Below are 12,801 nucleotides of genomic sequence, written 5' to 3' on the forward strand. Positions count from 1 at the left end.
CTTAAACTCTTTCGTTTCCCCATACCCGCCCTCCCCGCGCGCCCGCGGGCCGCGGGGGTCCGGGCGCCGGCGAGCCGGGGCCGCCCGCGCCTCCGATACCGGGGTTGTAACCGGGGGGCGCCCCGCCGCGCCCGCCGCTGCCCGGTACCCCGGCGAGCGGTGGGCCGCAGGGCGGGCTGGCGGCGCTGCAGCGCCGGGTACAGGCCGAGCAGGTCCAGCAGCGCACCGAGTCGGCGCAGCGGCGCTCTGCGGAGCTGCTGGAAGGGCTCAATCCGCAGCAGCGTGCGGCCGTGCTGCACAGCGGCGGGCCGCTGTTGATCGTGGCCGGGGCGGGGTCGGGTAAAACTGCCGTGCTCACCCGGCGCATCGCGTACCTGCTGGCCGAGCGTGGGGTCACGCCCGGTCAGGTGCTGGCCATCACGTTCACCAACAAGGCCGCGGCGGAGATGCGGGAACGGGTCATCGAGCTGGTCGGCCCGCGGGCCGCCAGTATGTGGGTGTCGACCTTCCACTCCAGCTGTGTGCGAATTCTGCGCACCCAGTCGGCGCTGCTGCCGGGGATGAATTCGAATTTCTCGATCTACGACGCCGACGATTCGCGCCGGCTGCTCACGATGATCGGCCGGGATCTCGAGCTGGATCCCAAGAAGTTCTCGGCGCGCATGCTGGCCACCGCCATCTCGAACCTGAAAAACGAGCTGATCGGCCCGGAGCAGGCGAGTTCGGACGCCGAATTCGAGGATGCCGAACTGCCGCGGATCGTCGCCCGTGTCTACACCGAGTACCAGCGGCGGCTGCGGGCCGCGAACGCGCTCGATTTCGATGATCTCATCGGCGAGACCGTCGGGCTGCTGCAGAAACATCCGGAGGTCGCCGAGTACTACCGCCGGCGTTTCCGGCATGTGCTGGTCGACGAATACCAGGACACCAACCACGCACAGTATGTGCTGGTCCGCGAACTGGTCGGGCACGGCGCGGCGGATCCGGCGGCAGCGACAGAAGCCGCCGATACCGAGGCCGGGGCGGCGGCCGCCGTCGAGACCGAGTCTCCGGCTTCGCAGACTGTGCCGCCCAGCGAACTCTGCGTGGTCGGTGATGCCGATCAGTCCATCTACGCGTTCCGCGGCGCCACCATCCGCAATATCGAGGAATTCGAACGCGATTTCCCCGATGCCGAGACCATCCTGCTGGAGCAGAACTACCGATCCACCCAGAACATCTTGACCGCCGCCAACGCCGTCATCGCCCGCAACACCAACCGGCGCGATAAGCGATTGTGGACCGATGCCGGTGAAGGCGAGCTGATCACCGGGTACGTCGCCGACAACGAGCACGACGAGGCCGCGTTCGTCGCCCGGGAGATCGACCGGCTGGTGGACGCGGGCGAGGCCGGCTACTCCGATATCGCCGTGTTCTACCGGACCAACAACAACTCCCGTGCGCTGGAGGAGATCTTCATCCGGATGGGGCTGCCGTACAAGGTGGTCGGCGGGGTGCGGTTCTACGAGCGCAAGGAAGTGCGCGATATCGTCGCCTACCTGCGGGTACTCGAGAATCCCGACGATGCGGTGAGCCTGCGCCGGATTCTCAACACCCCGCGCCGCGGGATCGGTGACCGCGCCGAGGCCTGTGTCGCCGTCCACGCCGAACAGCGCGGTATCGGTTTCGCGGCGGCCCTGCGTGATGCCGCCGCCGGCGAAGTAGCGCTGCTGAATACCCGGGCGCGTAACGCGATCGCCGGTTTCGTCGAGCTGCTCGAGCAGATCCGGGCCGCGGGGGAAATGGACGAACTCGATTTCCCGGATGTCGGGGCGGTGGTCGAGGCCGTTCTGGACCGCACCGGCTACCGGGCGGAACTGGAATCCTCGGACGACCCGCAGGACGGTGCCCGCCTGGACAACCTCAACGAACTGGTCAGCGTGGCCCGCGAATTCAGTTCGGAGGCCCGTAATGCCGTGGAGGCCGCCCGCGCCGAGGGATTCGTGCCGGAAGCCGGGGAGGGGGAGCCCGAACCGGGTTCGCTGGCCGCGTTCCTGGAACGGGTCTCCCTGGTGGCCGACGCCGACCAGATTCCCGACGAAGGGTCGGGCATGGTGACCATGATGACCCTGCACACCGCGAAGGGCCTGGAGTTCCCGGTGGTTTTCGTGACCGGCTGGGAGGACGGGCAGTTCCCGCATCTGCGGGCCCTCGGCGATCCGGCCGAACTGGCCGAGGAGCGGCGGCTGGCCTACGTGGGTATCACCCGCGCACGCCGTCGCCTGTACCTGACCCGCGCCGTGGTCCGCTCGGCCTGGGGGCAGCCGGTGTTCAACCCGGAGTCGCGGTTCCTGCAGGAGGTTCCGGACCATCTCATCGACTGGCAGCGGCTCGAGCCGAAACGTGCGTCGGCGCCCACCCAGTACGGCCGGCGCCGGGATGCGGAATCCGCCGGCGACGACTGGACCGGTGGCTGGCCCCGCGGCCGGGAAACGCGTCCCGGCCTACGAGAGGGCCGGTCAAGGGTCGCCCGCAACAATGTCGGGCTGGTGCTGGCGGTCGGTGATCGGGTCAGCGACGACAAGTACGGGCTGGGCCGGGTGGTCGCGGCCGACGGGGTCGGCGATATGGCCAGTGTGACGATCGATTTCGGCAGCAACGGCAAGATCCGGCTGATCCCGAAGTTCAGTCAAACCCTGACCAAGCTCTAGCCGGCCTTCGGCGCGGTAGGTTTCGGTCATGAAGTCTGTTGCGCAGCATCTGATGTGGTTCCTGCCGATGCTCTGGCTCGGCATGGTACTGGCGATCTCGTTCCTGGAGACGCCGCTGAAGTTCCGCGCACCCGGGGTGACCACGGCGCTCGGTCTGGGGATCGGCCGGATCGTTTTCCGGGCGCTGAACACGGTGGAATCGGTGCTGGCGGTACTGCTGCTGGCGGCTGCGGTAGTGCTCGGACCGCCGGGCGGGGTCTGGGTGTGGCTGGGTCTCGCCGTGGGGATCCTGCTGGTTCAGGTAGCGGCGGTGCGGCCACCGCTGTCGCGACGGTCCGACCGGGTGCTTGCGGGGGAGGAGCTGCCGCGTTCGACAGCGCACTACTGGTACATCGGCCTGGAAGTGGCCAAGGTGGTCGTCCTGATCGGGCTCGCGATCGTCGCGGCACCCTGACCGTGGGGCCGGCGAGGCCCCGGGGACGGCACCCAGCGCACCCCCCCGGGTGGATTGCCGCGGGGGAGGCCCGCTCAGTCGCTGTTGTCGGTGAGGCTGATACCACGGGTGGCGAGCCAGGGAATCGGGTCGATCTTATCGCTCCCGTTGAGCCACACCTCGAAATGGACGTGCGGGCCGGTGGAGAAACCACGATTACCCATCGTGGCGATCTGGTCGCCCGCGAGCACGTACTCGCCCACCGACACCGTGGTGGTATCGACATGGCCGTAGACGGTGATGGTTCCATCGGCGTGCAGTACCCGGACCCACATGCCGAAGCCCGCTGCCGGCCCGGCGTCGATGATCTCGCCGTCGGCAACCGCATAGATGGGAGTCCCGATCGGTGCGGCGATATCAACGCCCAGATGCTGCACACCCCAGCGGGCACCGAAACCGGAAGTGAAGGATCCCGCGGCAGCGAAATGTGCGAACAGCGGCCGATATTTGGCCTCCTCGGCCGCGGCCAGATCCTTCGCGAACTCCGCGCCGTTGGCCAGCATCTCGCCGAAGCGGCTCGTGTCGACCGAGGCCCCTTCTGTGAGCATCTGTGGTGAATGCGGATCGACGGCGGCCGGTCCTTCGGTAGCCATCGATTGGGCGGCGATTTCGTGCACCGAGCCCGCGGCCTCGTAATCGGTGGCCTGTTCGGCTTTCTGCTGTTCGCCGGGCGCGGCGGTGGCGCACTGCCCGGCCGCGACAACGGCGCCGGCCGCGACCGCGACCACCGCGGCCCGGCCCTTGAGCGCGGACGGCGGGGCGGCGACCCGATGGGCGCCGCGGGAGCGGGCCGGTCGAGATTCGTCGTCGGTCTCGGGTTTCCCGGGACCGTTCGCCAACGCCTCGGCGATCGAGCCGGGGCGGTCGTGCGGCGCGGAATCGCCGGGGGCGGGGTCGTCGGTCCAGGTCTGCGCCTCGGTCCAGCTCTGGTGGCTGTTCCAGTTCGGATCGCTGTGCCAGGCGGGTTTATCGCTGTGGTTCCAGCCGTCCTCGTGCCAGTCGCGACCCGACCACGCGGTGGTCTGCGGCTCCGGCGACGGTCCGGCCTGCGGCGCCGGCCAGGCGGCCCGGTGCTCCCGGCGGGTGGGCTCCGGCCCGGACCACGCCGTGTTCTGCGGCTCGGACCACGCGCCGGCCTGCGGATCGGACCATATCGCCGGCTGCGGCTCGGACCACACGGTGGTCTGCGGCTCGGACGGACCCCGGCCGCCGCGGGCGTCGCCGGATTCGGCCCAGCTCTTGTTGGCCGACCAGAAATCGTCGGCGGCGCTGCGCTGGGAATCGCTGCGCTGGGAGTCTGCGGCAGCGGAGGCCGCGGCGGTGTTCAGCGGACGCCTGCGTGCCCGGCTGTCGCCGGGGGCGCCGAAAGCATTGAACGGCTGGGCGGCTTCGGCGGCCGGTGCACTGTTGCTGCGGGACCGGTGCCGGTGGCCGTTGTGGGCATCCAGGGTGCCGTGGTGGTTCATCAGCGGATCCGCATCCGATCGGCCATCCGAAGGGTTGTCCAGGGAATACGTCCGGCCGGGGCGGGACGCGGTGGGAAGGCTGTCACCGAACGGCTCTGCGACTGCGGAGCGGTGTGCTGCGTCAAGCTGCCGTCCTCTCTTAACCTGCTCACGGGAGCAACATCACGGAGATCTCTACTCGCGCGACAACCGGATGCGCAAGCAACCACGCCTGGCGACGCTCGTGATCGGGCTGTGACATCGATCGGTTCGACGGTAACGAAACGATTGCGACGCGGCAAGCGGTAGGACGAATCCAAACGTTACTGTGACATTGCTCACGTTTCGACGTTGTGATAGCTCACCATCGGAAAGGTTGTGTGGTGATACCGGAATCCTTCTCTCTGCGCATGGCCCGTGGTACGCCCACGCCGTCCGGGGCTCAACGGGAAAGCTACTCGCCGGTAGGCATGGCCTGCGGGTTTGCCCGCCCCGCGCCCGCGCCCGTGACCTGTGCCACTTAGGATGAACGTGCCCGATCGGCCGTCCTTATGAGTGGTTAGAGTCCGAACGACCCGCTACCGACGTCGGGCCGCCAACAAAGACGTTGTCATAGCAACGCAGACGAGACGGTGAATACATGGATCTCTTCGAATATCAGGCGAAGGAGCTCTTCGTAAAGCACGGGGTGCCTTCGTCGGAAGGCCGCGTGACCGACACTGCCGAGGACGCCCGCGCCATCGCCGCGGAAATCGGCAAACCGGTGATGATCAAATCCCAGGTGAAGGTCGGCGGCCGCGGTAAGGCCGGTGGCGTGAAGTACGCGGCCACCCCCGAGGACGCGCTGACCCACGCGAACAACATCCTCGGCCTGGACATCAAGGGGCATATCACCAAGAAGATCCTGGTGGCCGAGGCGAAGGATATCGCCGAGGAGTACTACATCTCCTTCCTGCTCGATCGCACCAACCGCACCTACCTGGCCATGTGCTCGGTCGAAGGCGGTATGGAGATCGAAGAGGTCGCCGCCACCAAGCCCGACCGGCTGGCCAAGGTGCCGGTCGACGCGGTCAAGGGTGTCGATCTCGCGTTCGCCCGCTCCATCGCCGAGCAGGGCCACCTGCCCGCCGAGGTGCTGGACGCCGCCGCGGTGACCATTCAGAAGCTGTGGGAGGTCTTCGTCGCCGAAGATGCGACCCTGGTGGAGGTCAACCCGCTGGTGCGCACCCCGCAGGACGAGATCCTGGCGCTCGACGGCAAGGTCACGCTGGACGAGAACGCCGAATTCCGGCACGCCGACCATGCGGAGTTCGCCGACAAGGACGCGACCGATCCGCTGGAGCTCAAGGCCAAGGAGAACGACCTCAACTACGTCAAACTCGACGGTGCGGTCGGCATCATCGGCAACGGCGCCGGCCTGGTCATGTCCACTCTGGACGTCGTCGCCTATGCGGGCGAGAAGCACAGCGGTGTGAAGCCGGCCAACTTCCTGGATATCGGTGGCGGCGCCTCCGCCGAGGTCATGGCCAACGGCCTGGACGTCATCCTGAACGATTCCCAGGTGAAGAGCGTTTTCGTGAACGTCTTCGGTGGTATCACGGCGTGTGACGCGGTCGCCAACGGCATCGTGAAGGCGCTGGAGATCCTGGGTGACGAGGCGAACAAACCGCTGGTGGTCCGCCTGGACGGTAACCGGGTGGAGGAGGGTCGCAAGATCCTCGCCGAAGCCGCGCACCCGCTGGTGACGCTGGCCCAGACCATGGACGAAGGCGCCGACAAGGCCGCCGAACTCGCGGCCCGCTGAGTCGACCTACTAGGGCTCGCCCAGTAAAGGACAAACAGAACTATGTCAATTTTCCTCAACAAGGACTCGAAGGTCATCGTCCAGGGCATCACCGGCGGCGAGGGCACCAAACACACCGCCCTGATGCTGAAGGCGGGTACCCAGGTCGTCGGCGGTGTGAACGCGCGTAAGGCGGGCACCACCGTCGCGCACACCGACAAGGACGGCAACGCGGTCGAACTGCCCGTGTTCGCCACCGTGGCCGAGGCCATGGAGAAGACCGGCGCCGATGTCTCCATCGCCTTCGTTCCGCCGAAGTTCTCCAAGGACGCCATCATCGAGGCCATCGACGCGGAGATCCCGCTGCTCGTGGTCATCACCGAGGGCATCCCGGTACAGGACACCGCCTACGCGTGGGCCTACAACGTCGAGAAGGGTGCCAAGACCCGGATCATCGGCCCGAACTGCCCCGGCATCATCACCCCCGGCGAAGCGCTGGTCGGCATCACCCCGGCCAACATCACCGGCAAGGGCCCGATCGGACTGGTTTCCAAGTCCGGCACCCTGACCTACCAGATGATGTACGAGCTGCGCGATTTCGGTTTCTCCACCTCCATCGGTATCGGTGGCGACCCGGTGATCGGCACCACCCATATCGACGCCATCGAGGCGTTCGAGAAGGATCCGGAGACCAAGCTGATCGTGATGATCGGCGAGATCGGTGGCGACGCCGAGGAGCGGGCCGCGGCCTACATCCAGGCCAACGTCACCAAGCCGGTCGTCGGCTATGTCGCCGGGTTCACCGCGCCCGAGGGTAAGACCATGGGACACGCGGGCGCCATCGTGTCCGGTTCGTCGGGTACCGCCCAGGCGAAGAAGGATGCGCTGGAAGCCGCGGGTGTGAAGGTCGGCAAGACGCCGTCCGAAACCGCCGCCCTGGCGCGCGAGATCCTGGAGAAGGCTGCCGTCAGCGCCTGATCTGCTCGTCCGGTGAAACTCACGAAGGCCGTCCGTGTTCCGCGGGCGGCCTTCGGTGATCAACGGTGCTTCCTGTGCGACGGAGGACTGCTGACATCTCAGCCGAGGGGGTGCCGCTGGGGCCTGGATCGCCGGTTGTCCACAGCTGAATCCTTCGGTGATGACCTATCTGCGTGTGTGCAGTAGCGTCAGAGGGAATTCAGCTGTCAAGTACGTATGACTCGACCTAGGAGACGACGACATGTCATACCCGACCGGGGGCTCCGGGTACAACGCACCCGTTCCGCCCTCCGTACCGCCCAATCCCGGCCAGCCGCAGGCGGCCGGTGGTGCGAATGCCGCTGAGGCCGGCGGGAAAGGCCTGCCGTTCTTTCTGACCATCGGTGCGGCTGCCGTGGGCGTGCTGGCCTTCCTGCTGGGCTTCCTCGCCTATGTGGGCGCGGATACCGATATGGACCTGCCCTCCTCGGCCGATACCAGCCTGAATCTCTGGGAGTACCAGGAAGCCTCGATCGGCGGCCTGCTGCTGATCGCGGGCCTGCTCGCGGGTCTGTCGCTACTGCCGAAGCAGAACTGGGTCGGGGTTTCCGCGGCCGTCGCGACCGGTACCTTCCTCACCATCCTGTTCCAGCTGTTCACGCTGCCCGAGGGCGCCAAGGCCGAGATCGGGCTGTACCTGATCCTGGTCCTCGCGCTGGTGCAGGCCGGCCTGGCGATTGCCGTGGTGCTGTTCGACGCCGGCATCCTGTCCGCGCCGGCCGCGCGCCCGTCCGCGCCGTCCGGTTTCCCGGCCGGTCAGCAGCAGCAGGGCTACGGCCAGCAGCAGTACCAAGGGCAGCAGAGCTACGGCCAGCAGCCGGGCTACGGCCAGCAGCAGCAGTACAGCAGCGGCCAGCAGCAGCAGCCTGGTTACGCCCAGCCGGGCCAGCAGCCGGGCTACGGTCAGCAGCAGTACGGTCAGCAGCAGCCCCAGCAGGCTCAGCAGCAGTACGGTCAGCAGCAGTCGCCGTACGCCGGTGGCCAGCAGCAGTCGCCGTACGGGCAGCCGCAGCAGCCGCAGGCGGGTTACGGTCAGCCGCAGCAGCAGCCGGGGCAGCCGGCCCAGCCGTTCGGCGGTGAACAGGGCTCCGACCCGGCCGGTGACGCCACCCGCGCGTTCCGCCAGTCCGACGACCAGAAGTGATCCTCGGCGGTCCCCGGTGCGGCGCGCCTGAAACGCCCGCGCCGGGGCAGCTGCCACTCTGAAATCCATGAGTGCCCCGCGTACCTCGTCGAACCGACCGTTCCGGGGCGGGCGCCGGGTCTCGGCGTCTCCGGCCGGTGAACCGGGTTCGCTCGCCTTACCACCCGACCGCGCCCGGGTGTTGCTCTACGTCGCATTCCGGCCCGCGGCCTTCGCCCTGGCCGTCATCGTGGTCGCGATACTCGCGACACTGCTCACCGCGGGCAGCGATCTCACCGGTCTCAGCGGTGCCGTCGCCGCGGGCTGGCTCGCGGTACATCAGGTGCCGCTGACCATCGGCACCACCACTCTGGGCCTGCTCCCCGTGCTGGCCACCGCGCTGGTGATGTGGGCCGCCGCCCGGGAAGCCGTGGCGGCCACCGGCCCCGACCCCACACGTGCCGAAATCGGCTGGCTGCTCGGGGCCGCGGCCGGTGGGCCCCTGCTCATCACCGCCGTCTGCCTGGCCGTCACCGAAGACGCGTCGGGATCCATTGCGCTACAACGCCCCAACCCACTGGCCGCCTTCGCCTGGGTGCTTGTCCTGCATCTGCTCGCGGCGGGCTGCGGGATCGTATTCCGGTGCCGGGATCGGATTTTCGACCGTCTGCCCTACGACGCGATCGCCGCCGCCTACGTGGCCGGGCGCGCAGCCCTGCGACTGCTGGCCGCCTCGGCCGTCCTGATCGTGGCCGGGCTGGTACTGCACTGGTCACAGGTCGGTGATACTTACGGTGGCGCCGAGAACTTCGTGGACGTGCTCGGCCTGACATTGCTTTCGCTGATGTACTTCCCCAACGCGGTGATCGCCGGAGTGGGCGTACTCGTCGGCCCGGGAGTGCAGTTCGGCGATGCCTCCGTCGGAGTGTTCACGGTGGTCGGCGGTCCGGTCCCCGCGGTTCCCGTGCTCGCGGCCGTTCCCACCGGCCCGGCGGCACTCTGGTGGGCCGTGCTGCTGCTCGTGCCGGCGGCGATCGGTGTGTACGCCGGGGTGGAATCGGCCCGGGTGAGCTACGACCGGCCGGCCGCACCGTGGGCGTTGCTCGCCGCGGCCGGAATGGGCAGCGCCGCGCTCACCGCCCTTTCCGCGCTGGCCGGGGGGGAACTGGGGAATTTCGGCCGGCTGGGTGTCGAGCTGCCGATTTTCGCCCTCGCGGTTTTTGCCTGGCTCGCCATTCCCGGGTACGCCGGTTTGCTCTACGCGCGCACCTTCCTGGTCTCGTTCCCGACCCCCCTGTTGCGTCATCCCGACGCGTTGTTCGATCCATCGGACGCGGACGCGGACGCCGACGACTACGACGACTATTTCCCCGGCTATCCGGAGCAGACCGCCGCCTTGCCGGCCGGAAAATTGCCCGAACTGCCCGCGGATACCGCATCCTCGGCCGACCGCTACGCGGACCTGCTGGAACAACCCCGCGACGAGCCGGTCGGCCCGCAACCGCCGCTGGATGTCGAGGTCGTGGACGGGGAACCGGCCGAGCCCGGATCGCGGCCGCTGTCGGAATCCGTGGAGTCCGAGACCGAAATCGTGGACGCCGAGGTGGTCGAACCCGACCCGTCCGGCGACGAGACCAGCGACCGGCGCTGACCGGTCACCGGCCCGGGCACCGGTCAGCCCACCGCCGCCGGATCGGCCGCGAACCACGTCTACTAGGCTCTATCCGTGCCCGCGGGTCCGGTATCGCCACCGGATGGCGCCCGCCCACCGCCCCTTCGAACCCCAGGAGTAGAGCCCTGACCGCCCCGGAACCCACCGATTCCCTCCCGGCCGGCCTGGTCGTACTCGCCTCGGGAACCGGCTCGCTACTGCGCGCACTGATCGAGGCGGCCGCAGATACCGCGTATCCGGCGCGGATCCGGGCCGTGGGCGTGGACCGGGAATGCGCCGCGGCCGAGCATGCCGCGGCCGCCGGTATCCCCGTGGCGCGTATCCCGGTCGGCGACTACCCCGACCGTGCCGCCTGGGACCGCGCGCTCACCGATTCGGTCGCCGGATACACGCCCGACCTGGTGGTCTGCGCCGGTTTCATGAAACTGCTCGGCCCCACCTTCCTGGACCGGTTCGGTGGCCGCATCCTCAACACCCACCCGGCGCTGCTGCCCGCGTTCCCCGGCGCGCACGGCGTGCGCGACGCGCTCGCCTACGGAGTCCGGGTGACCGGTAGCACGGTGCACCTGGTGGACGCCGGGGTGGACACCGGACCGATCCTGGCGCAGGAAGCGGTGCCGGTGCATCCCGATGACGACGAGCCCACCCTGCACGAGCGCATAAAAATCGTGGAGCGACGGTTGCTGGTGGATATTGTCGCCGCCGTCGCCACCCGCGGAATTGTCTCCGATGGACGAAAGGCAGTGATCCCAGATGAGCGAGTTCTCCGGTGAGTGAACGCAAAACCATCCGCCGGGCGCTGGTGAGCGTCTACGACAAGACCGGGCTCGTGGAGCTGGCGACCGCGCTGCACGCGGCGGGAGTCGAGCTGGTGTCCACCGGTTCGACGGCCGCCCGGATCGCCGACGCCGGTGTGCCGGTGACGAAGGTCGAGGAGTTGACCGGTTTCCCGGAAACGCTGGACGGCCGGGTAAAAACCCTGCACCCGCGCGTACATGCGGGCATCCTCGCCGATACCCGTAAACCCGAGCATCTCGCGCAGCTCACCGAACTCGGTGTCGAGGCGTTCCAGCTGGTGGTCGTGAACCTCTACCCGTTCAGCGAGACGGTGGCAAGCGGCGCCACCCCCGACGAATGCGTCGAGCAGATCGATATCGGTGGCCCGTCGATGGTGCGTGCCGCGGCGAAGAATCATCCGTCGGTCGCCGTGGTCGTCGACAGCGGTGACTACGACCAGGTGCGCAAGGCGGTGGCCGAGGGCGGGTTCACCCTCGCCGAACGTACCGCGCTGGCGGCCAAGGCCTTCCAGCACACCGCGAGCTACGACGTGGCCGTGGCGACCTGGATGGCGGAGACGCTGACCGAAAGTTCCACCGGCGATACCGAGTTCCCGGCGTGGATCGGCGGGAGCTGGCAGCGTTCGGCGGTGCTGCGGTACGGCGAGAACCCGCATCAGGCGGCCGCCCTGTACACCGGCGGTTCCGGCGATCGGGGTCTGGCGCAGGCACAGCAGTTGCACGGCAAGGAGATGTCGTACAACAACTATGTCGACGCCGACGCCGCCTGGCGCGCCGCGTACGACCACACCGAGCCCGCGGTCGCGATCATCAAACACGCCAATCCCTGCGGTATCGCCGTGGGGGCCGATATCGCCGAAGCCCATCGCAAGGCCCATGCCTGTGATCCGGTGAGCGCCTACGGTGGTGTGATCGCGGCGAACCGCGAAGTCACCGTAGAGATGGCACAGCAGGTCGCGGAGATCTTCACCGAGGTGATCGTGGCGCCGTCCTACGCCGACGGTGCGGTGGAAGTGTTGCAGCGCAAGAAGAATGTGCGCATCCTGATCTCCGAACCCCCGCGGCGTGCCGGTGCGGAAATGCGCCCGATCAGCGGTGGCGCCCTGCTCCAGCAGCGCGACGTCCTCGACGCGGCCGGTGACGACCCCGCCGGCTGGACACTGGCGGCCGGCGATCCGGCGGACGCGGAAACCCTCGCCGATCTGACATTCGCCTGGCGGGCCTGCCGGGCGGTGAAATCGAACGCGATCCTGCTCGCCCACGAAGGCGCCTCGGTCGGTGTGGGAATGGGACAGGTCAACCGGGTCGACGCGGTCGGTCTCGCGGTCCAGCGGGCCGGTGACCGGGCCAAGGGCTCGGTGGCCGCCTCGGACGCCTACTTCCCGTTCCCGGACGGCCCGGAAACGCTGATCCAGGCGGGTGTGCGGGCGATCGTGCAGCCCGGCGGTTCGGTCCGCGACCAGGAAACCGTGGATGTCGCTCGGGCGGCGGGGGTCACGATGTACTTCACCGGCGCCCGCCACTTCGCCCACTGAGCTGTGTCTTTTTGCGGCGCCCTAGGGGCCCCCGGGTTTTGGCCCCCCAGGTGGCGCGGGTTGTGCCCCCCGGAAGGCGCGCGGGCCGGCGCGCCGATGGGTATACCGGGCTGGTGCACGGCGCGGCCGGCGGGATCGGTACCTCGACGCTGCGGATGGCGGCCGCGCTGGGCGCCGGACGGGATCGCGGTGGTCAGCACCGAGGCGAAAGCCGAAGTCGCGCGCGCCCAGGGCGCCCCCGATGTG

At 68.6% G+C, this 12,801-nt stretch carries 9 protein-coding genes and 1 pseudogene; 9 read left to right on the forward strand and 1 reads right to left on the reverse strand.

The window, feature by feature from the left end; all coding sequences use genetic code 11:
* Window positions 1–185: 185 nt before the first annotated feature.
* The gene (gene pcrA / locus QH196_RS01260; RefSeq protein ID WP_432279407.1) at window positions 186–2,690 is read left to right on the forward strand and encodes a DNA helicase PcrA; all 2,505 of its coding nucleotides are present in this window, start codon (window positions 186–188) and stop codon (window positions 2,688–2,690) included.
* 28 nt (window positions 2,691–2,718) lie between these two features.
* Window positions 2,719–3,144, forward strand: coding sequence for a hypothetical protein (locus tag QH196_RS01265; protein WP_280413891.1), 426 nt, complete (start codon window positions 2,719–2,721; stop codon window positions 3,142–3,144).
* Between the two features lie 74 nt (window positions 3,145–3,218).
* On the opposite strand, the gene QH196_RS32440 is transcribed toward QH196_RS01265, so the two are convergent.
* A complete protein-coding gene (locus QH196_RS32440) occupies window positions 3,219–4,649 on the reverse strand; it encodes a peptidoglycan DD-metalloendopeptidase family protein (protein ID WP_432279406.1) in 1,431 nt (476 codons plus the stop codon).
* Between the two features lie 619 nt (window positions 4,650–5,268).
* Between QH196_RS32440 and sucC the strand changes: the two genes are divergently transcribed.
* From sucC to QH196_RS01305, 7 genes and pseudogenes are all read left to right on the forward strand, one after another.
* Entirely contained in the window at window positions 5,269–6,432 is a 1,164-nt protein-coding gene (gene sucC / locus QH196_RS01275) for an ADP-forming succinate--CoA ligase subunit beta (RefSeq protein ID WP_033243526.1), read from the forward strand.
* Window positions 6,433–6,474: 42 nt separating this feature from the next.
* Window positions 6,475–7,389 carry a succinate--CoA ligase subunit alpha gene (gene sucD / locus QH196_RS01280; RefSeq protein ID WP_280413892.1) on the forward strand — a complete coding sequence of 305 codons (915 nt, stop codon included), beginning with the start codon at window positions 6,475–6,477 and terminating at the stop codon, window positions 7,387–7,389.
* Between the two features lie 241 nt (window positions 7,390–7,630).
* Window positions 7,631–8,572 (forward strand): DUF5336 domain-containing protein, encoded by a 942-nt coding sequence (locus QH196_RS01285; RefSeq protein ID WP_280413893.1) that lies wholly within the window; start codon window positions 7,631–7,633, stop codon window positions 8,570–8,572.
* A 67-nt stretch (window positions 8,573–8,639) separates the two neighbouring features.
* On the forward strand, window positions 8,640–10,202 hold the full coding sequence (locus tag QH196_RS01290; RefSeq protein WP_280413894.1) for a cell division protein PerM: 1,563 nt from the start codon (window positions 8,640–8,642) through the stop codon (window positions 10,200–10,202).
* Between the two features lie 146 nt (window positions 10,203–10,348).
* Window positions 10,349–10,996 (forward strand): phosphoribosylglycinamide formyltransferase, encoded by a 648-nt coding sequence (gene purN / locus QH196_RS01295; RefSeq protein WP_280413897.1) that lies wholly within the window; start codon window positions 10,349–10,351, stop codon window positions 10,994–10,996.
* On the forward strand, window positions 10,993–12,555 hold the full coding sequence (gene purH, locus QH196_RS01300) for a bifunctional phosphoribosylaminoimidazolecarboxamide formyltransferase/IMP cyclohydrolase (RefSeq protein ID WP_280413895.1): 1,563 nt from the start codon (window positions 10,993–10,995) through the stop codon (window positions 12,553–12,555). The genes purN and purH overlap by 4 nt, the downstream gene beginning before the upstream one ends.
* 74 nt (window positions 12,556–12,629) lie before the next feature.
* A pseudogene (locus tag QH196_RS01305) lies at window positions 12,630–12,801 on the forward strand (NADPH:quinone oxidoreductase family protein); the annotation flags it as partial.

It is taken from the genome of Nocardia carnea (assembly GCF_029868325.1).
Taxonomy (GTDB): Bacteria; Actinomycetota; Actinomycetes; order Mycobacteriales; family Mycobacteriaceae; genus Nocardia; species Nocardia carnea_C.